Source organism: Acidisoma sp. S159 (assembly GCF_009766125.1).
Taxonomy (GTDB): domain Bacteria; phylum Pseudomonadota; class Alphaproteobacteria; order Acetobacterales; family Acetobacteraceae; genus Acidisoma.
Genome location: NZ_LMUG01000059.1, coordinates 749,472 through 768,207, shown reverse-complemented (window position 1 = coordinate 768,207; position 18,736 = coordinate 749,472). Strand labels below are relative to the sequence as shown.

The window sequence follows — 18,736 nt, the reverse complement described above, 5'->3', positions numbered from 1 at the left end:
CACCCCCACCCCCTCCCTTCCAGGGAAGGGAGCCACATGCGGCTTTCGGGCCATGATCAGCGTTTTCGAGCTGTTCAAGATTGGGATCGGGCCGTCCTCCTCGCACACCGTCGGGCCGATGAAGGCCGCGTTTGCCTTCGCCAAGGCGTTGGAGCCGGTGGGGCTGGATCGCGTTGCGCGCCTGCGGGTGACTTTGATGGGGTCCCTCGCCTGGACCGGCAAAGGCCACGCAACAGACACGGCGGTGATGCTCGGCCTCGCCGGCGAGATGCCCGATAGCGTGACCGCCGCCGATGCGCGGCGGATCATCGACGACGCACGCGGCGCCCATCGCCTGCTGCTGCTCCGCCGTATGATCCCCTTCGAGCCTGGCACCGACATCATCTTCGACACGGAGGCGGCAACGCCCGTCCACGCCAATACGATGGAATTCGCGGCTCTGGACGCCGCCGGCGCCGTGCTCCATGCCGAACGCTGGTGCTCCATCGGCGGCGGTTTCGTATTGCGCGAGGCCGAGGTCGGCGCACCGCCTCCGGATGATGCAATTGCTCTCCCCTACCCGTTCCGCTGCGGCGACGAGATGCTGCGGATGGGGCAGCTATCGGGCCTCACGATCGCCGAGATGATGTGGGCGAATGAGCGGGCCCTGCGCGGTCAGGCCGAGATCGAGGCGCTCATCGACCGCATTATCGCGGTGATGATGGACAGCATCGACCGAGGTATCGCGGCCGAGGGCGAGTTGCCCGGCGGGCTGAAGGTGCGCCGCCGTGCCCGCGCCTTGCTTGCACGGATGGAGGCGGCAAGCCGGCGCAACGATCCGCTGCCGCATACGATGCTCGACCGCGTGAGCCTCTACGCCATCGCGGTGAATGAGGAGAATGCCGCCGGCGGCCGGGTGGTGACGGCACCCACCAACGGCGCGGCGGGCGTAGTGCCGGCGGTGATGCGGCACTATCGCGACCACTGCCCCGACCCGACCACCGAGGGGTTGCGCGATTTCATGGTGACGGCGGCGGCGATCGGCGCGCTGTTCAAGATCAACGCCTCGATCTCCGGCGCCGAGATGGGGTGCCAGGGCGAGGTCGGCGTTGCCTGCTCGATGGCCGCCGCCGGCCTCTGCGCGGCGCTGGGTGGCACCAATGAGCAGATCGAGAATGCGGCCGAGATCGGAATGGAGCATCATCTCGGCATGACATGCGATCCGGTCGGCGGGCTGGTGCAGATCCCTTGCATCGAGCGCAACGCTTTCGGCGCGATCAAGGCGATCAACGCGGCCTCGCTGGCTTTGCATGGGGATGGCACGCATCGGGTGTCGCTGGACCAGGTGATCGCCACGATGCGCCAGACCGGCATGGACATGCAGTCGAAATACAAGGAGACGTCGCTGGGCGGCTTGGCGGTGAATTTCACGGAGTGCTGAGCCGGTAAGCGGGCGGGGGTGGCACTCTATTCACGATTCCGACCCTGCTTCCCTTGCCGGACGGCAAGAGTTTCGCGCGACACAGGAGAATTCGGATGCCGATCTACGCGACCTTCGGAACCAACGACATCGAGAAGGCGACCGCCTTCTATGACGAACTGCTCGCTATGATCGGCGCCTCGCGGGTTGGCGCGATCGATCGCGGCATCTTCTATGGCCGTGGCATCATGGAATTCGGTATCCTGAACCCGGCCAACGGCGGCGCGGCGGCCGTGGGGAATGGCGCGATGATCGCGCTCGATGCACCGTCGCGCGCCGTTGTGGACGCAATGCATGCCAAGGCCCTGACACTGGGGGCGAGTTGCGAGGGTCCGCCCGGTATGCGGGACGATGATCCCGATGGCTTCTACGGCGCCTATTTTCGCGATCCCGAAGGCAACAAGCTCTGCGCCTTCCATATCGGCCCAGCCTGAGGCCAGCGGCTTCCCCATCCGTTCCGGAAAGGGGATGTTTACCGGAGTGACGTCGGCATGGTCGCGGATCTCTATCGAGGACGGATTGCGGAGGACGGAACGACGACAGGCCTGCGGGCCAAGCCGCCGCTATCCGTCGGCTTCATCCTGGCCGATAACTTCACCCTCTCCGCCTTCTCGCTCTTCGTCGATTTCCTGCGCCTGGCCGCCGATGAGGGCGACCGCAGCCGCCATATCCTGTGCCGTTGGACAGTCATGTCCTCACGCGGCGAGCCCGCGAAGGCCAGCTGCGGCGTCAGCATCGCGCGAAACAGCGCCTTCCTCGATCCGAGAGGCTTCGACTACATCGTGGTGGTTGGCGGCCTGCTGCATGCCGGGCCGCAGATGGATGCCGAGACCACCGCCTATCTGACCGCGGCGGCGAAAGCGGGCGTGACGCTGATCGGCCTTTGCACCGGCGGCTTCATGCTTTGTCGCGCCGGGCTGATGAAGGACCGCCGCTGCTGCGTGAGCTGGTACCACCACCAGGACTTCACCAGCGAATTCCCCGACCACAAGGTCATCGCCGACCGGCTGTTCTTCGTCGATGGCAACCGCATCACCTGCTCCGGCGGCGCCGGCACCGCCGATCTGGCGAGCTTCCTCATCGAGCGGCACATCGGCCGCGCCGTCGCCCAGAAGGCGCGGCATGTGCTGCTGCTCGACCGCGCCCGCTCCGGCAGCGAGGCGCAGCCGCACCCGCCGGTGGCCGAGGAGATCGTCTCGGACGAGCGGGTGCGCCGGGCCTTGCTGCTGATGGAGCAGCATGTCGCCGACCCGCTGCCCATCGCCGAACTCGCCTCCCGCCTCTCGATCTCGCCGCGCCAGCTGGAGCGGCTGTTCCAGAGCGTGATGGGCGTCCGCCCGGCCTCTCACTACCGGCTGCTGCGGCTGCGCTATGCGCGCTGGCTGTTGGACCATACGGATCTCTCGATCACCGAGATCGCGCTGGATGCGGGCTTTGCCGACTGCGCCCATTTCTCGCGCAAATTCAAGGCGCTGCACGGCATCACCCCGACCGACTGCCGGCTGCGGGAGCGCCAACCTCAGGTCGAGCCCGAAGATCTCGCGATGATGGTGACGCGCCGCCCTGAACATCTGGCGGGCATGCGTATCTTCGAGTAGCGCCCGGGCGCGGATTTTGGCAAAAACCATGTCGCATTGGCGCAACCCGGGAAGCTGCGGCGCGATCAGGATGCGCTGGGATGCCGACCCGAGACCCGACGCCGCCGGCATCCATTAGAGAGTGGGAGATCAGGGACATGACCGCCCTGGGCAAGAGCCTCATTTCCGACGAGACGCGCGCGGCCCTCCGCTCCCTCATCGCGCGCCGCCAGCCGGGCCACAGCCTGGAATCGCCGTTTTATACCAGCCCCGAAATCTTCGCGGCCGATATGGAATACATCTTCGGCCGCCACTGGATCTATGTCGCGGTCGAGCCGGAGATCGCCGAGGCCGGAGACTACGTGACGGTCACGCTGGGCCTCAATTCCATCGTCATTCTGCGGAACGACGACATGGAGCTGCGGGCTTTCCACAATGTCTGCCGCCATCGCGGCTCCAAGCTGGTGCATGAGGAGAGCGGTGCGGTCGGCAATCTGGTCTGCCGTTACCACCAGTGGACCTATAATCTCGAAGGCAATCTCATCTACGCCGAGCATATGGGCGAGGATTTCGACACCAGCTGCTTCGGGCTGAAACCGGTGCATGTGCGCTCGGTCGCCGGCCTGATCTTCATCTGCCTGGCCGCCGAGCCGCCGGACGATATCGACGCCATGGAAGCGGCAATGAATCCCTATCTGCTGCCGCACGACGTGAAGAACTGCAAAGTGGCGACCTCCTTCGACCTCATCGAGCGTGGCAACTGGAAGCTCACCATGGAGAATAATCGGGAGTGCTACCATTGTTCCGGCAACCATCCGGAGCTGACCATTCCGCTTTTCGCCTATGGCTTCGGCTTTGCGCCCGGCCAGATGGACGAGACGGAACTAGCGCAGGCCGAGCGCTATGACACGCTGGTGCAGACATCCCATAAGCATTGGGAAAGCTGCGGCATCGCTTCGGCCGAGGTCGATCACCTCGACGACATGATCACCGGTTTCCGCACGCAGCGGCTGCCGATCGATCAGGCGGGCGAGAGCCAGACGCTCGATACGCATGTGGCGTCGAAGAAGCTGCTGGGCGCTCTGACGGATAGCAAGCTGGGCGGTCTGTCGTTCTGGACGCAGCCGAATTCCTGGCACCATTTCATGAGCGACCACATCGTGACCTTCACGGCGATCCCAATCGACGCCGAACACACCTTGGTCCGCACCAAATGGCTGGTGCACAAGGATGCGCGCGAGGGGATCGATTACGACCTCGAAAACCTCACCAGCGTCTGGAATGCGACAAATGCGCAGGATGCCGGCTTGGTCGAGATCGCCCAGGCCGGGGCACGCACGCCGGCTTACGAGCCGGGACCCTATTCGCCTTATACCGAGATGCTGGTTGAGAAATTCTGCAAATGGTATCTCGGCCGCCTCTCCGACGGGCTGGCCTGAGCGAAATGGCTGACGCCACGCCCGAGACTCCGCGCATTCTGTCCTCTCGGCGCCAACTCGTCGCGACGGAGCTGGATGCGCGCCTGCCGGACTGGGATTCCGAGGAGGATGACGTGCTGGTCTGCCGCGCGGTGCGGCAGGAAACGCATGACGTGCGGACCTTCGTCTTCTCGGGGCGTTCGCCGCGCCGGCACCATTACAAGCCGGGCCAGTTCATCACGCTGGATCTCAATATCGATGGCCAGTCGGTCAATCGCTGCTACACGATTTCCTCCTCGCCGACCCGGCCGCATCTGATTTCGATCACCACCAAGCGGTTTGCCGGCGGCGTGGTGAGTCCCTGGCTGCATGACACGATGAAGCCGGGCGTCGAGATCCGCGCGATCGGGCCAATGGGCGAGTTCAACTGTGTCGATTTCGCCTCGCCGAACGGAAAGTATCTGCTGCTGTCGGCTGGCAGCGGGATCACACCGCTGATGTCGATGGCGCGCAGCTTCCATGACCTCGCGATGGAGACCGACGTGCTGTTTCTCCACAGCGCGCGCAGCCCCGCCGACATCATCTTCCGCAGCGATCTGGCGATCATGGCGCGCTCGCCCGGGTTTCGCGCGATTCCGATCTGCGAACACGATAGTCCGGACGAAAGCTGGACCGGGCTGCGCGGGCGTATCACCTTGCCGATGTTGCAGATGGTGGCACCGGATTTGATGGAACGGGAGGTCTTCGCTTGCGGCCCGGCGCCCTATATGGCGGGCATTCGCAGCATGCTGACCGGCGCGGGCTTCGACATGGCGCGCTACCATGAGGAAAGCTTCAAGTTCGAGGATCTGGCACCCTTGGACGCGGCGATCGCGCCGCCCGCCAACACGGCCAATGCGGTCGCGACCTACAAAGTCGAATTCACCAAAAGCCGCCGTACCATCGAGGTTCCGGCCGATACCCATGTATTGGCGGCGGCGCGGGCGGCGGGGATGCGCCTACCCTCCTCCTGCACACGCGGCTTGTGCGGAACCTGCAAGAGCAAGCTGTTGTCTGGAGAGGTCGCGATGCAACACCAGGGCGGCATCCGCCAGCGCGAGATCGATCAGGGCATGGTGTTGATCTGCTGCTCCAAACCCCTGAGCGATCTGGTGATCGAGCGATAGGGATCGATTGCGCACTTGCGATTCTGACCATGGTGGCTCGAACAATGTCTTCGATCCTGGACGCACCCGTCACCGTCATGGCACGCGAAGGCGTGGATGCCCGGCCTGCGCCGAGCATGACGAGGTAGCCGATGTCCCTCCTTCTCTACACCACAGTCGGCGTCAGCGATCTGCCGAGAGCCATCGCGTTCTACGACGCCGTATTTGGCGTGCTCGGCGCATCGCGATCACCGGGATCGACCGACGGTTTCTTCAGCTGGGGTCCCGACTACGATGGCGGCGTGAGCTTCTGGATCTGCAAGCCCTTTGACGGACAGCCGCCAACCGCAGGCAATGGCACGATGATCGCGTTGCGGGCTGGCAGCGAGGCGGAGGTGATCGCCTTCCACGACGCGGCGCTGGCCCATGGCGGCACCAGCGACGGCGCGCCAGGCACGCGCAGCTATTACGAGCCGAGCTTCTACGTGGCCTATGTGCGTGATCCGGACGGCAACAAGCTCGCCTGCGTCTTCCATCACCACAAGCCGGACGCCGCCTGACTTTGGCTTAGCTCGACGCGCCTAAAGACCAAAGGCTCCGCTTGACGATCCCGTAGCGGGCAGCCGGTTGACGGCGCGAGAGATTGGGCGTCAGTGCCCGCCGAGCTTTTTCGCAGGCGGCCCAGTCGTTGATATTCGGCAGGGACGGGATGGTGACGAGTTCGCCCTGATCCAGCCCGGCGAGCGCCGCATCGACGAGATTCTCGCTGGTCATCACCATCGTCGGCGGAAGGTTCTCGACAGGCTGGCCGGCGATACCCCAGAACTCGGTCGCGATGGCTCCAGGCAGCACGGCCTGGACACGCACGCCTTTCGCCGCGAGTTCGTGGTGCAGCGACTGGCTGAAGGCCAGAACATAGGCTTTGCTGCCCCCGTAAACGCCATTAAGCAGTTCCGGCGCGATCGCGACGATCGAGGCGATGTTGATGACCGCACCTCTTCCGCGCGCGACGAAACCGGGTGCGGCGGCGAAGGTCAGCCGGGTCAGCGCGGTGACGTTGAGCGCGATCATCGCCTCCATCTTGTCGATGTCGGAGGCGAGCAGAGGCGCCGTCGCCCCGAAGCCGGCATTGTTCACCAGCATGCTGAAGCGGCTCTCGGTGCGGAGCATGGCCTCAATGCCCGCCAAATCGGCTTTGTCGCCCAGATCCGCCGCCACGGTTTCAATGGAACGGCCTGTCTCCTCCCGCAGCCGTTTCGCGAGAGCTTCGAGGCGCTCCCGGTTTCGCGCGACCAGAACGAGATCGCAACCGCGCCGGGCAAGGCGGTCTGCATAGACCGCGCCGATGCCCGAAGAGGCACCCGTGATGAGGGCCGAGCCCTGGTTTTCGAGAGAATCCATAATGCCGCTTCCTCCCTTGCCGGCGGAGCACCGGCGTTCCGCAGAGGTCTAGGTCGATGTGGCGATGGCTCGTATGGCGAATATCCCGATTTTGATGGCATTTGGGAGTCATTCGTACTGCGCATCGGATTTGTCTTGCGCTTCGGCGTGCGACACTCCCGACGGTGCCGCGTAAGTAGTTTATAGGGCGAAGCCTATGTCCTCCGACCTCACACGCCTCTCCGCCATCGACCTCACCCGACGCGTCGCGGCGCGTGAGGTTTCCTGCGTCGAGGTGATGACCGCGTTTCTCGACCACATCGACGCGACTAACCCGTCCGTTAACGCCATCGTCTCCCGCGTCGAGCGCCCCGACCTCCTGGCGCAGGCGGCGGCGCTGGACGGCGGACCGACGCGCGGGCCGCTGCATGGACTGCCCTTCGCCGTAAAGGACCTTGAGGAGACGGCCGGGCTCCGCAGCACGCAGGGGTCGCCGCTGTTTCGGGATCATGTGCCGGAGACCGACAGCATCATGGTGTCGCGGCTGCGGGCGGCGGGCGCGATCTTCATCGGCAAGACCAACGTGCCGGAATTCGGCTACGGCTCGCAGACCTACAATACGGTCTTCGGCACCACCCTCAACGCCTATGACCAGGGCCGCACGGCCGGCGGCAGCAGCGGCGGGGCGGCGGTGGCGCTGGCGACGCGCATGGTGCCGCTGGCGGATGGCAGCGATCATGGCGGCTCGCTGCGCAACCCCGCCGCCTTCAACAACGTCTTCGGCTTCCGCCCCAGTCCGCAGCGTATTCCCGAGGCGGATGCGGCGGACGTTCTCAATGCCGGGATGGCGGTGCTCGGGCCGATGGCGCGCAGTGTCGCCGACCTCGCGATGCTCTTCGCGGTCCAGCTTGGCCCAGACCCGCGCGCGCCACTTTCTCTGCGCGACCCCGCGGAGGCGGTGACGGCACCGCTCGATGCTGCGGTGGCGGGCCGCCGGATCGGCTGGCTGGGTGATCTCGGCGGACATCTGCCGATGGAGCCCGGCATTCTGGCGCTCTGCGAGGATGGGCTGCGGGTGCTGGAGGCGCAGGGCATGCAGGTCGAGCCGCTCGCCATCGGGTTCCCGATGGAGGAGGTCTGGCAGGCCTGGATCACGCTGCGAAGCTGGGGCATCGCCGCCTCGCGCGGTGACGATTTTCGCGACCCCGCGCGGCGCGCTCTGCTCAAGCCGGAGGCGCAATGGGAGACCGAGCGCGGGCTGGCGCTCTCCGGTTCCGCGATCAGCGCCGCGCTGGCGGTGCGGACGCGGTGGTTCCGCCATCTGCTGACGGTATTCGAGCGTTTCGACTACCTGGCGCTGCCCTCCGCGCAGGTATTTCCCTTCGGCGCGGAGACGCATTGGCCGCAGGAAATCGCAGGGCGAGGGATGGATAGCTATCACCGCTGGATGGAGGTCGTCGTGACATCGACGATGGGCGCGCTGCCGGCGCTGAATGTGCCGGTCGGGTTCAACCCGGGCGGCCTGCCCATGGGGATGCAGTTGATCGGGCGGCCGTACGCTGACCTCTCCTGCCTGCAACTAGGCCAGGCCTATGACCGGGCGACCCGATGGCCGGAGAAACACCCGCCACCGATCATCGCCAGTCGCTAATCTTCCATTGGCCCGGCGAAATCCTTCTGTTGCCAATTGCCAAGCGGTTCCTATCCTGTCCGCGCTGCTCTCTCCGTACCGAAGGACGACCCGATGAAGACCCAGGCGCGCGTTGTAGTGATCGGCGGCGGCGCCGTGGGCGTGGGCACGCTCTACCATCTCGCCAAGAAGGGTTGGAGCGATGTCGTTCTCATCGAACGGCGGGAGCTGACCTCGGGTTCCACCTGGCACGCCGCCGGGCTGCTGCCGCTGTTCAACCTCAGCTATTCCGTCGGCCAGCTGCACAAGTATTCGCTGGAGCTGTACCGGGGGCTCGAGGCCGAGACCGGACAGAATGTCGGCCTGTCGCGCGTCTCCAATATCCGCCTCGCCCGCACCCAGGACCGGCTCGACGAATATAAGTATTACGCCGGCGTGGCGCGCACCATCGGCGTACGGACGGACTTTCTGACGCCCATTGAGGTGAAGGAAATCTGGCCGCTGATGGAGACCGGCGACATCATCGGCGCAATCCAGCATGTCGATGACGGCTATATCCAGCCCGCCGACCTCACCCAGGCTTTCGCCACCGGCGCCCGCAAGCGCGGCGCGGAAATCTATCGCAATACCACCGTGACGGCGATCACCCAGAAGCCGAACGGCGAATGGCTGGTGACGACCGACAAGGGCGAGATCACCTGCGAGCATGTCGTCTCCGCCACCGGCAATTTCGCGCGCAAGACGGGCGAGATGGTGGGGCTCGATATCCCGGTGATCCCGGTCGAACACCAATACATCGTGACCGAACAGCATCCGCTCATCATGGAGCGCCGCGCCAAGGGATTGCCCGAGATGGGCGTGCTGCGCGAGGCAGACTCGTCATGGTACATGCGCGAGGAAGCCGGCGGGTTGCTGCTCGGGCCGTACGAGGTCGGCGCGCCCTGTTGCTACGTCGATGGTCCCTCGCCGCAGTCCGAATACGAGCTGTTCCAGGAGGATCTCGACCGCCTCGCGCCCTATATCGAGACCGCCATCGAGCGCGTGCCGGCATTCGGAGAGGTGGGCGTCAAGAAAGTCTACAACGGCGCCATCGCCTATACGCCGGATGGCAGCCCGATCGTCGGGCCGGCCTGGCACCTCAAGAATTTCTGGCTCAACGAGGGCCATAGCTTCGGCATCACGGCTGCCGGTGGCGCAGGCTGGCAATTGGCGGAATGGATCGTCGAGGGCGAGCCGTCGGTCGATATGATGGGCGTCGATCCGCGCCGTTTCGGGCCCTATGCCGGGCGCGGCTATCTGCGGCAGAAGACCGAGGAAGCCTATGCCAAGGTCTTCAGCATACACTATCCCGAGGAGGAGCGCGGCGCCGCGCGTGGCCTCAAGCGCTCGCCTTGCTACGACCGCATGGCGGCGAAAGGCGCGGTGTTCGGCACGGTCTATGGCTGGGAGCGGCCGGGCTGGTTCGCGCCGGAAGGCTATGCGCTGTCGGAGGCCGATCTCGCCAAACCGAATGTGCTGGTGAACGAGAACCACGCGGAGCCCGAAAAGGACGGCCGCATCCGCGAGAAATGGAGCTTCCGCCGCTCCAACGCCTTCGACTTCGTCGGCCGCGAGGCAAAGCATGTGCATGAGAAGGTCGGCCTGCTCGACATGAGCGCCTTCGCGAAATTCGAGATTTCGGGTCCGGGCGCCGCCGAATGGCTCGACCAAATCCTGACCAACAAGACGCCGAAGCCAGGGCGCGTCTCGCTGTCTTATCTGCTGACCAAGCGCGGCGGTGTGCGTGCGGAATTCACTGTCTTCGGCATAGGCGCGAATAGTTTCTACCTCGTCTCCGCTGGCGCGCTGGAGCGTCACGACAGCGACTATCTGTTCAAGCTGGTGCCCACCGATGGCAGCGTCACCTTGCAGAAGGTGACGACACAGTATGGCGTTTTCGTTCTCGCCGGACCGCGCTCGCGGGCGCTGCTCGCGAAGCTGACCGAGACGGATCTGTCGAATGCGAGCTTCCCCTGGCTGACGGGCAAGATGATCTCGGTGGGGACGGCGACGGCGCTGGCCATGCGCGTCAACTATGTCGGCGAGTTAGGATGGGAGCTGCACCACCCGATCGAGATGCAGAACTACCTGTTTGACCTGCTGTTCGAGGCGGGTGCGGAGTTCGAGCTGCGGCCCTTCGGCATCAAGGCGATGGACGCGCTGCGGCTGGAAAAGTCCTACAAAATTATCCCGCGCGAGATGTCGATCGAATATTCGGCCTACGAGTCTGGTCTCGATCGCTTCATCTCGCTGAAAAAGGGCGATTTCATCGGCAAGGACGCTTTGCTGGCCTGGAAGGAACGCGGCGCGGGCAATGCGTTTGTCACGCTGGAAGTGCATGACGTGACGGATGCGGATGCGCGCGGGTCGGAGCCAATCCATATCGCCAATGAGCTGGTCGGCCGCACAACATCCGGCGGCTTTGGCTGGCGCGTGAGAAAATCCTTGGCGCTCGCGATGGTGCGGCCAGATCTCGCGAAAGCCGGGCAGGCTTTGGAGGTGACGATCCTGGGTGAGCGCCACCGCGCGACGGTGATCGCCGATTCACCCTTCGACGCAGCGAATGATTCGCTAAGAGGCTGACCACAACCTCGGAACCTCCGCCATGCGATTGCGCGACGCCGCTTTTGCTCTTGCCTTCCTCGCGGCGCCGGCGGCGGTCGCGCATGCGGATACCATGCTTGAACTGTCCGCCGCAGGCGCGGTGGAGGCAAAGCCGGATGAGTTGCGGGCGGCTTTGACGGCTTCGGCAGCGGCGGCGAACGCGGCTGCCGCGCAGTCGCAGGTGAATGACGCAGTCACGCGCGCCTTGGCGGCGGCGAAGACGGCTCCCGCAGTGACGGCGAGCACCGACGCCTATTCCGTCTGGCACGAGACGGATCCGAAGGATGTCTGGCGCGCCAGTCAGGGCGTCGCGTTGCGCTCGAAGGATGGCGGCGCGCTGCTCGGCTTGGTGGGAACGTTGCAGGCTCAGGGCCTCGCGGTGAATGACCTAGGCTGGCAACTCACGACCGAGGCGCGAGACGCGGCCTATGCGCAGGCGATGGCGAAGGCGATCGCGGCACTTGAGGTTCGCGGCCGGGTGGTCGCCAGGCTGCTGCACCTCACCTTCATCGGTTTCCAGCGGATGAGTGTCGGCGAGGATGGCGGCAGCGCGCGGCCCATGCCGATGATGCGCATGATGGCCACCGCCGCACCGTCCGGCCCGCCGAATGCGCAGGCGGACAGCCAGACGGTGACCGCGACGGTTTCAGGCACCGCGCGGCTGATTACCGGCGAGTAGTACGAACAGCATCTCGTCGCTAGCGGCGAGATGACCCGTTCAGCAGCCACCATCGTCATGCTCGGCGAAGGCCGAGCATCCACGCCTTGTCTGCGTGACATAGGCAAACCGTGGATGGCACGGGGTGCCCCGCACGCCTTCGCGTGCCATGACGGTGGGGAGTCGGCCGATCGCCCGGTTTGCGCTGCTCACACTAGCCGTTGCTCAAAACCCCTCCAGCACGATCTTTCCAATCGCCGTGCCCTTCTCCATCGTCTCATGCGCCCGCTTGAGGTTTGCGGCATTGATCGTGCCGTAATGCTCGCCGCGCGTGGTGCGCAGAACGCCGCGGTCAACCAGGCGCGCGACGAGTTCGAGAATCGTCTGCTGCTCGACCATGTCGGCGGTGTGGAAAACCGAGCGCGTGAACATCGACTCCCAGTGCAGCGCGATCGACCGCGACTTCAGTTCGCGCGCGTCAAAAGGCTGCGGATCGTCGATAAGCCCGATATGGCCCTCCGGCATAACCGCCTTCACAAGCTCGCCAAAGGCCGGCGTATTCGTGCTGAACACGTAATCCACGCCCTTCAGCCCGAGATCTGCGAGTTGCCCGGAGAGGCTGCGCTTGTGGCTGATCACGTCATGCGCGCCCATCTCCTTGCACCAGGCAACCGTCTCGGGCCGGCTCGCGGTCGCGATCACGCGCAGGCCGGTGAGCTTGCGCGCAAGCTGAATCGCCATCGAGCCGACACCGCCGGCGCCCCCAATCATCAGCAGCGTGCCCGAACTCACCTTGGCATCGCGCGGAATGCGAAAACGGTCGAACAGCATTTCCCACGCGGTCAGCGCCGTGAGCGGCAAAGCCGCCGCGTCGGCGAAGGAGAGCGAACGCGGCTTGTGGCCGACGATGCGCTCATCCACGAGATGAAACTCGCTGTTGGTACCTGGGCGGTTGATGGTACCGGCGTACCAGACCTCGTCGCCGATGCTGAAGTGCCGCACGTCCGGACCCATGCCTCGGACAATGCCGGCCGCGTCGAAACCGAGAACACGCTCCTCACCCAGCGGCTCGGCGGTGCGGCGCACTTTCGTATCGACCGGATTGACCGAGACCGCCTTGATCTCAACCAGCAGGTCGGCGTGGCGCGGATGCGGTTCGGGGTGATGGACGTCGATCAGGGCATCCTCATGCGTGATCGGATAGGCGTGGGTGAAGGCTACTGCTTTCATGCGCAACTCCTTGGTCCAAAGCGAGGCGGGTTCACCCGAGAAGGGCGGCGTAAGCTGTGTCCGAATGGTTCGTTGGAGAAGCGGAATTGGCGCTCAGCCGATACGCATGAGGCGCGGTCCATCCCGCCTCAGCCAGGCGGCGTCACGCTCCCATCCCGCATGCAGTTCGCCGACCAGCGACCAGAAAGCGCGGCCGTGATCGAGGTGCCGCAAATGCGCCGCCTCATGCGCGGCCACATAGGCCTGGATCCTCGGCGGTGCCATGACGAGGCGCCAACTAAAGGCGAGCGTGCCATCCGGCGCGCAACTGCCCCAGCGACTGCGCGTATCCTTGATCAGAACCCGGCGGGGTTTCAGCCCGGCGACGGTGGCCTTCTCCCAGGCGAGCGCGGTGAGGCGGCGCCGCGCCTCCAGCCTGAGGCAGTCGGCAACGCGCCGCCGGAGAAAGGCTGGATCGCCCGAAACGATGATCTCGCCAGCCTCGATCGAGGCAGCGCCTGGCCGATGTCTGTGGTGTCGGATGGCATGCGGCGTGCCATGCACCGGCACTTCCGCGCCATCGGCGAAAACGATGCTTTCCGGCAGTGCCGCCAACCGTCCCCTCACCCAATCCGCATGGTCCTTCAGCATCGTCAGACCGGTGCGGCGGGAGGAACGCATGGGGAGGGTGACGACCACCGTGCCGTCGCGCGGATCGATGCGCAGAGTAAGGCGCCGGGCGTGACCGCTGCGCCGCCATTTCACCTGAACGGGGCCGCCGGGCATGGCGACGGTCTCGATCTCCGGCTCGGTCGCGACGAGCCGGCTTACGGGCATCGGACTCAGCGTCCGGTCGTGATCCGCTCGAAGAGCTGCTTCACCGTCGGGATGAAGCCGTTCGAGTAGAAGGGATCGAGCGCGAAGCGGAAGCCGTTATGACCGCTGAACATGAGATTGTCCTCGGTCGTTTCCTGCCGTTCCGCCTCATGGCCGATAGTCTGCAAGGTCTTCTGGATGCAGAAGCTACGCGGATCGGCCTTCTTGCCGTTCGAGTAGTCGGGCGCTTCCTGACTCCAGTTCGAGAAGCGGCACTGGCTAAGACAGCCCATGCAATCGACCTGGTCCTGGTAGATCTGCCCCGCGGTTTCGGGGGTGACAAAGATCAGCGTGGTGTCCGGCGTGCGCAGCGCCTCGGTAAAGCCCTGGGAGGCCCATTTGCGCACTCGCGCGAGGTCCTGGCGGGTCAGATAGACGATACGCTTGCGCGGGCCGACACCGAACTCGGCCAGATGCTCGCCCACGATCTCCGTGGTGTAGGCGACCTGTCGCTCGCTGCGGCCACGCAGTTCCTGGATGAAGCCGTTATTGACCGCGCTCGAATAGAAGCCGGTGGGGCTGAAGCGGTTGAGGAAGATGTCGCCCTTTTTGAGCGTGAGCAGCTTCTGCTTCCAGTTCGCGCCAATCGGGCTTTCCACGGTCAGCAGCGGACGCGTACCGAACTGGAAGGCGATAGGGCCAAGATCGGGATTGTCGATCCAGTCCTCCCACTCCTCCAGCCACCAGACGCCGCCGGCCATGATGATGGGGGTATCATCGAGCCCGAAGGCGCGCATCTGCCGGCGCAGAGCCAGCACGCGCGGGAAAGGATCCTCGGGTCTCGACGGATCCTCGCCGTTCGACAGGCCGTTATGGCCGCCAGCGAGCCAGGGATCCTCATAGACGACACCGCCCAGGAGGTTTGATGCCTTGTGATAGGCGCGCTTCCATAAGGCGCTGAAAGCGCGGGCCGAGGAGACTATGGGGTAGTAGTGGACGCCGAAACGTGTCGCGATGTCGGACAGGCGATAGGGCATCCCGGCGCCGCAGGTCAGGCCGTTGATGAGGCCCTTGGCCCCTTCCAGTACCCCGGTAATGACGCGTTCGGCCGCGCCCATCTCCCACAGGATATTGGCGTTGATCCGGCCCTTGCCGCCGTTAATCTCATGGGCCTGCTGCGCCTGGGCGATGCCGCCGGAGATCGCATAGGCGACGAGTTCCTCATGCCGGTCCCGCCGGGTCCGGCCGTGATAGACCTGCGGGATCGGGCGCCCGTCCTCGTCATAGCTATCCGCGTTCACCGCGCTGAAGGTGCCGATGCCGCCCGAGGCCGCCCAGTGGCCGCAGGTTTCCCCGTCCGTGACCGCCACGCCCTTGCCGCCCTCGACAAGCGGAAGCACGTCCACCCCGCCCATCCGTATCGCGTTCAGCGCCTTCATGACCTCATTTCCGATTGGCTCAGGACCCGCCCCGTCGCCGGTGTCTCGCCTAGCCTCCGGAGCGACAGGCCCTCGCCGGATCGGCCGGGCGCCCTTTTGCCACTGCGTGAACGAATTCCCTAGCGTGCCGAGTGGGTTTTCCACAAGTGGATTGCTGAGCGCCACTCCCATGCACAGCTCATGAAACTAGCGTGAGGGGGTGTTTTAGCCGCCGCGGCAAATCTACAACGATGACAGAAGCGGGTTACCCCGGTTCAATGGACGCCATGGATACCGAAGACCGGCCCCCGCCCCTCGTCGTCTTAGAGCCCGCGCCCCAGACGGCGGCGGTGATCTTTGCCTCGCCCCATTCCGGCGCGCACTACCCGCCTGACTTCCTCGTGGCGAGCCGCCTCACCGCCCATACACTCCGGCGGAGCGAGGATTTCTGTGTCGACCGGCTGTTCGCGGCAGCCCCCAGCCGGGGCGCCCCTCTGATCTCCGCCACTTTCCCGCGCGCCTATTGCGATCCGAATCGCGAACCATGGGAACTCGATCCTAGCATGTTCGAGGATCCCTTGCCGGCCTGGGTCACCACCAGCAGCGTCCGCATCGGCGCCGGGCTGGGCACGATCCCCCGGATCGTCGCCTCGGGCGAGGCGATCTACGACCATAAGCTCCGATTCGCGGAGGCCGAGGCGCGCATCCACCTGTGCTGGGAGCCGTATCACCACGCGCTCAAGGGCCTGCTCGACCGCACCCGCGCGACTTTCGGGCGCTGCCTGCTCGTGGACTGCCACTCGATGCCTTCGATGACGGGGGCCACGACGCCCGATATCGTGCTCGGCGACGCCCATGGCACGTCCTGCGCCGGGATCATCACCCGGCGAACCGAGGAGTTCCTCACCCTTCGCGGCTATAGCCTGCGGCGGAACGACCCCTATGCCGGGGGTTTCGTGACCCGGCACTATGGCCGGCCGCGCGATCAGGTGCATGGCCTGCAGATCGAGATTGCCCGTCGCCTCTACATGGACGAGCACCGGATGGAACCGCATGGCGGGTTTCGGAGCTTGCAAAGGGATCTTTCGGATCTGGTTACCTATATGACGAGCGACGGCTTCCTGCCGTCCTGACGGATCGTCCCATCGGCACCCAGCTTCTCTAGGAGTCTACCTTCATGCGTCTGCTTCCCCTATTCGGCGCGCTGGCGCTGGTCGCGGCGTCCGGCATTTCAGCAGCCCGGGCCGAGCCCGGCGGCTGTCTGAAATACGGCGCGGTCGGCGCGGTCGGCGGCCATCTGATGCATCATGGCGTCCTAGGCGCGGCGGGCGGCTGCGCGGCGGGAATGTACAAGCGCCACGAATACCGCAAGCATGAGAAGGAAATGCAGGAACAACAGGAAATGCAGGAAGTGAAGCCCACCGGCAGCGGGCAGAACCTCTAGCCCGGCGCGTTCCGGTGGAACTCGGCATCTACAGCTTCGGCGAGACGCGCCACGATCCCGCGACCGGGCGCCAGATCGACGCCGGACAGCGGATGCGCGACCTCGTCGAGGAAATCGTGCTGGCGGATCAGGTCGGGCTCGATGTCTTCGGCCTCGGCGAGCATCACCGGCCGGATTACGTGGTCTCTGCCCCCGCCGTGATCCTGGCAGCCGCAGCAGCGCGGACACGGCGCATCCGGCTCACCAGCGCCGTCACCGTGCTGAGTTCCGAGGATCCGGTGCGGGTCCTGCAGGATTACGCGACGCTCGACCTGCTGTCGGAGGGTCGCGCGGAGATCATGGCGGGGCGCGGCTCCTTCATCGAGTCGTTCCCGCTCTTCGGCTACGCCCTGGACGACTACGAGTCGCTGTTCACGGAGAAGCTCGATCTCCTCGTGAAGCTGCGGGCGGATCAGGGAATTACCTGGAGCGGCGAGCATCGGGCGGCGCTGACGGGCGAGCCAGTGTATCCGCGATCCGAGCAGGCGAGCCTACCCATCTGGGTGGCGGTCGGCGGCACTCCGGCCTCAGCCTCGCGGGCGGCCCGGCTGGGGCTGCCGATGGCGGTCGCGATCATCGGCGGCGAGCCGGCGCGGTTCGCGCCTTTGCTGGAGTATTATCGCGAGTCGGGGCGCCGGGCCGGTCACGCGGCCGCGGCCCTGCCGGTCGGCATCAACTCGCACGGTTTCGTCGCCGACAGCGCGGAACAGGCGGCGGCGGAGTTCTACCCATCCTTTGCCGAAGTCATGAACCGGCTTGGCCGCGAGCGCGGTTGGAGCGCCATGTCCCCGGCTCAATATGACGAGATGCGCGGACCGCGTGGCGCCCTGCTGATCGGCGGGCCGGAGGAGGTGGCGGAGAAGATCTTGGCGCAGCACGCGGTGCTGAAGCACCAGCGATTCTTGCTGCAGGTCAGCGTCGGGCCGATGCCGCATGACCGGATCATGCGGGCGATCGAGCTTTTTGGCACACGGGTGGCGCCTATTGTGCGGGCAGAAGTGGCGCGGCGGGAAGCGGCTTGACGGCCGGTTCGTCATGCTCGGCGAAGGCCGAGCATCCACGCCTTTACTGCCTCGCCCAAGAAAGAAAGGCGTGGATCCTCGGCCTTCGCCGAGGATGACGAGGAGACAATTCCCGGTGCAGGTTGCTGGCGCAGCCGCACCGGCCAAAGGTGCCTAAACCCGATCCGCGTAGTCCAGACGTTCCACGCTGCCATCCGCCCTACCGACGATCGCGTCTCTGGCAATGCCGATGAACAGCCCGTTTTCCACCACCCCGGCGATCTGATTGAGAGCGATGGCGAGTGGCTCGGGATGGGTGATCGCCTGAAGATAGCAGTCAAGGATGATGTTGCCGCTATCCGTCAGGAACGGCGCGCCGTCGCCGCCGCGCAGCCGGAACTCGACGTCGCCGTAGCCGCTCTCGACGAAGAGCGCGCGCAGTTGGCGTTCGGTGGAGAAACGGCCGAATCGCAGCACTTCGACGGGCAAGGGGAAGCGGCCGAGTTGGGTCACCGTCTTGCTGTCGTCGATCACGGCGGTGTAGCGCCGCGCGGCGGTTGCGACGATCTTCTCGCGCAACAGGAAGCCACCACCGCCCTTGATCATTTGCCCGGCGCCGTCGATCTCGTCCGCGCCGTCCAGCGCGAGGTCGAGCTCCCCGACGCTATCCAGATCGACGATGGGAATGCCGGCGGCAAGTGCGAGTGTCTTGGTCTCCTCGGAGGTCGGGACGCCGGTGATGCGCAGCCCCTCCTCCCTCACGCGGCGGCCGAGGCTGGTGACGAAGCGGTGCAGCGTGCTGCCGGAGCCAATGCCGAGCAACATGCCGTCCTCGACAATCCCGGCCGCGGCATCCGCCGCGACCTGCTTGGCCTGGTCCTGCTTGCTGTCGGGCATCT

Annotated in this window: 16 protein-coding genes and 1 pseudogene; 12 read left to right on the top strand and 5 right to left on the bottom strand. The window is 65.4% G+C overall.

What is annotated here, in order from left to right; translation table 11 throughout:
* Nucleotides 1-52: 52 nt before the first annotated feature.
* The 6 genes from GSQ92_RS20345 to GSQ92_RS20320 all read left to right on the top strand — a co-directional run bounded on the left by GSQ92_RS20345 (nt 53) and on the right by GSQ92_RS20320 (nt 6,159).
* A complete protein-coding gene (locus tag GSQ92_RS20345; RefSeq protein ID WP_158804496.1) occupies nt 53-1,420 on the top strand; it encodes an L-serine ammonia-lyase in 1,368 nt (455 codons plus the stop codon).
* A gap of 95 nt (nt 1,421-1,515) precedes the next feature.
* Nucleotides 1,516-1,893, top strand: coding sequence for a VOC family protein (locus GSQ92_RS20340; protein WP_158804497.1), 378 nt, complete (start codon nt 1,516-1,518; stop codon nt 1,891-1,893).
* Between the two features lie 57 nt (nt 1,894-1,950).
* Nucleotides 1,951-3,057: a GlxA family transcriptional regulator gene (locus GSQ92_RS20335; protein WP_158804498.1), complete on the top strand. Its 1,107-nt coding sequence runs from the start codon at nt 1,951-1,953 to the stop codon at nt 3,055-3,057.
* A gap of 137 nt (nt 3,058-3,194) precedes the next feature.
* On the top strand, nt 3,195-4,475 hold the full coding sequence (locus GSQ92_RS20330) for an aromatic ring-hydroxylating dioxygenase subunit alpha (protein ID WP_158804499.1): 1,281 nt from the start codon (nt 3,195-3,197) through the stop codon (nt 4,473-4,475).
* 5 nt (nt 4,476-4,480) lie between these two features.
* Nucleotides 4,481-5,620: a hybrid-cluster NAD(P)-dependent oxidoreductase gene (locus GSQ92_RS20325; protein WP_158804500.1), complete on the top strand. Its 1,140-nt coding sequence runs from the start codon at nt 4,481-4,483 to the stop codon at nt 5,618-5,620.
* 131 nt (nt 5,621-5,751) lie between these two features.
* Nucleotides 5,752-6,159 (top strand): VOC family protein, encoded by a 408-nt coding sequence (locus GSQ92_RS20320; RefSeq protein WP_158804501.1) that lies wholly within the window; start codon nt 5,752-5,754, stop codon nt 6,157-6,159.
* A gap of 7 nt (nt 6,160-6,166) precedes the next feature.
* Here GSQ92_RS20320 and GSQ92_RS20315 read toward each other — a convergent pair whose 3' ends face one another.
* Nucleotides 6,167-7,000, bottom strand: coding sequence for an SDR family oxidoreductase (locus tag GSQ92_RS20315; RefSeq protein WP_158804502.1), 834 nt, complete (start codon nt 6,998-7,000; stop codon nt 6,167-6,169).
* 196 nt (nt 7,001-7,196) lie between these two features.
* Here GSQ92_RS20315 and GSQ92_RS20310 point away from each other — a divergent pair, with 196 nt between their 5' ends.
* The 3 genes from GSQ92_RS20310 to GSQ92_RS20300 all read left to right on the top strand — a co-directional run bounded on the left by GSQ92_RS20310 (nt 7,197) and on the right by GSQ92_RS20300 (nt 11,931).
* Nucleotides 7,197-8,630 (top strand): amidase, encoded by a 1,434-nt coding sequence (locus GSQ92_RS20310; RefSeq protein WP_159013881.1) that lies wholly within the window; start codon nt 7,197-7,199, stop codon nt 8,628-8,630.
* 93 nt (nt 8,631-8,723) lie between these two features.
* The gene (locus tag GSQ92_RS20305) at nt 8,724-11,231 is read left to right on the top strand and encodes an FAD-dependent oxidoreductase (protein ID WP_159013880.1); all 2,508 of its coding nucleotides are present in this window, start codon (nt 8,724-8,726) and stop codon (nt 11,229-11,231) included.
* 22 nt (nt 11,232-11,253) lie between these two features.
* Nucleotides 11,254-11,931: an SIMPL domain-containing protein gene (locus tag GSQ92_RS20300; RefSeq protein ID WP_159013879.1), complete on the top strand. Its 678-nt coding sequence runs from the start codon at nt 11,254-11,256 to the stop codon at nt 11,929-11,931.
* Between the two features lie 204 nt (nt 11,932-12,135).
* Here GSQ92_RS20300 and GSQ92_RS20295 read toward each other — a convergent pair whose 3' ends face one another.
* The 3 genes from GSQ92_RS20295 to GSQ92_RS20285 all read right to left on the bottom strand — a co-directional run bounded on the left by GSQ92_RS20295 (nt 12,136) and on the right by GSQ92_RS20285 (nt 15,374).
* Nucleotides 12,136-13,140 carry a zinc-binding alcohol dehydrogenase family protein gene (locus GSQ92_RS20295; protein ID WP_158804506.1) on the bottom strand — a complete coding sequence of 335 codons (1,005 nt, stop codon included), beginning with the start codon at nt 13,138-13,140 and terminating at the stop codon, nt 12,136-12,138.
* Between the two features lie 93 nt (nt 13,141-13,233).
* Nucleotides 13,234-13,956: a M48 family metallopeptidase gene (locus GSQ92_RS20290; RefSeq protein ID WP_254065792.1), complete on the bottom strand. Its 723-nt coding sequence runs from the start codon at nt 13,954-13,956 to the stop codon at nt 13,234-13,236.
* 5 nt (nt 13,957-13,961) lie between these two features.
* Nucleotides 13,962-15,374: a nitronate monooxygenase family protein gene (locus tag GSQ92_RS20285; protein ID WP_158804507.1), complete on the bottom strand. Its 1,413-nt coding sequence runs from the start codon at nt 15,372-15,374 to the stop codon at nt 13,962-13,964.
* A 266-nt stretch (nt 15,375-15,640) separates the two neighbouring features.
* Between GSQ92_RS20285 and GSQ92_RS20280 the strand changes: the two genes are divergently transcribed.
* The 3 genes and pseudogenes from GSQ92_RS20280 to GSQ92_RS20270 all read left to right on the top strand — a co-directional run bounded on the left by GSQ92_RS20280 (nt 15,641) and on the right by GSQ92_RS20270 (nt 17,858).
* The gene (locus GSQ92_RS20280) at nt 15,641-16,486 is read left to right on the top strand and encodes an N-formylglutamate amidohydrolase (protein ID WP_254065793.1); all 846 of its coding nucleotides are present in this window, start codon (nt 15,641-15,643) and stop codon (nt 16,484-16,486) included.
* 44 nt (nt 16,487-16,530) lie between these two features.
* A pseudogene (locus tag GSQ92_RS20275) lies at nt 16,531-16,734 on the top strand (hypothetical protein); the annotation flags it as partial.
* 77 nt (nt 16,735-16,811) lie between these two features.
* A complete protein-coding gene (locus GSQ92_RS20270) occupies nt 16,812-17,858 on the top strand; it encodes an LLM class flavin-dependent oxidoreductase (protein WP_158804509.1) in 1,047 nt (348 codons plus the stop codon).
* A 153-nt stretch (nt 17,859-18,011) separates the two neighbouring features.
* Here GSQ92_RS20270 and rpiA read toward each other — a convergent pair whose 3' ends face one another.
* Nucleotides 18,012-18,734: a ribose-5-phosphate isomerase RpiA gene (gene rpiA, locus GSQ92_RS20265; protein ID WP_158804510.1), complete on the bottom strand. Its 723-nt coding sequence runs from the start codon at nt 18,732-18,734 to the stop codon at nt 18,012-18,014.
* Between the last annotated feature and the right edge of the window lie 2 nt (nt 18,735-18,736).

Coding starts and splice junctions, on each gene's coding strand:
- GSQ92_RS20345 (WP_158804496.1), top strand. CDS start 53: ATGATCAGCGTTTTCGAGCTGTTCAAGATTGGGATCGGGCCGTCCTCC.
- GSQ92_RS20340 (WP_158804497.1), top strand. CDS start 1,516: ATGCCGATCTACGCGACCTTCGGAACCAACGACATCGAGAAGGCGACC.
- GSQ92_RS20335 (WP_158804498.1), top strand. CDS start 1,951: ATGGTCGCGGATCTCTATCGAGGACGGATTGCGGAGGACGGAACGACG.
- GSQ92_RS20330 (WP_158804499.1), top strand. CDS start 3,195: ATGACCGCCCTGGGCAAGAGCCTCATTTCCGACGAGACGCGCGCGGCC.
- GSQ92_RS20325 (WP_158804500.1), top strand. CDS start 4,481: ATGGCTGACGCCACGCCCGAGACTCCGCGCATTCTGTCCTCTCGGCGC.
- GSQ92_RS20320 (WP_158804501.1), top strand. CDS start 5,752: ATGTCCCTCCTTCTCTACACCACAGTCGGCGTCAGCGATCTGCCGAGA.
- GSQ92_RS20315 (WP_158804502.1), bottom strand. CDS start 7,000: ATGGATTCTCTCGAAAACCAGGGCTCGGCCCTCATCACGGGTGCCTCT.
- GSQ92_RS20310 (WP_159013881.1), top strand. CDS start 7,197: ATGTCCTCCGACCTCACACGCCTCTCCGCCATCGACCTCACCCGACGC.
- GSQ92_RS20305 (WP_159013880.1), top strand. CDS start 8,724: ATGAAGACCCAGGCGCGCGTTGTAGTGATCGGCGGCGGCGCCGTGGGC.
- GSQ92_RS20300 (WP_159013879.1), top strand. CDS start 11,254: ATGCGATTGCGCGACGCCGCTTTTGCTCTTGCCTTCCTCGCGGCGCCG.
- GSQ92_RS20295 (WP_158804506.1), bottom strand. CDS start 13,140: ATGAAAGCAGTAGCCTTCACCCACGCCTATCCGATCACGCATGAGGAT.
- GSQ92_RS20290 (WP_254065792.1), bottom strand. CDS start 13,956: ATGCCCGTAAGCCGGCTCGTCGCGACCGAGCCGGAGATCGAGACCGTC.
- GSQ92_RS20285 (WP_158804507.1), bottom strand. CDS start 15,374: ATGAAGGCGCTGAACGCGATACGGATGGGCGGGGTGGACGTGCTTCCG.
- GSQ92_RS20280 (WP_254065793.1), top strand. CDS start 15,641: ATGGATACCGAAGACCGGCCCCCGCCCCTCGTCGTCTTAGAGCCCGCG.
- rpiA (WP_158804510.1), bottom strand. CDS start 18,734: ATGCCCGACAGCAAGCAGGACCAGGCCAAGCAGGTCGCGGCGGATGCC.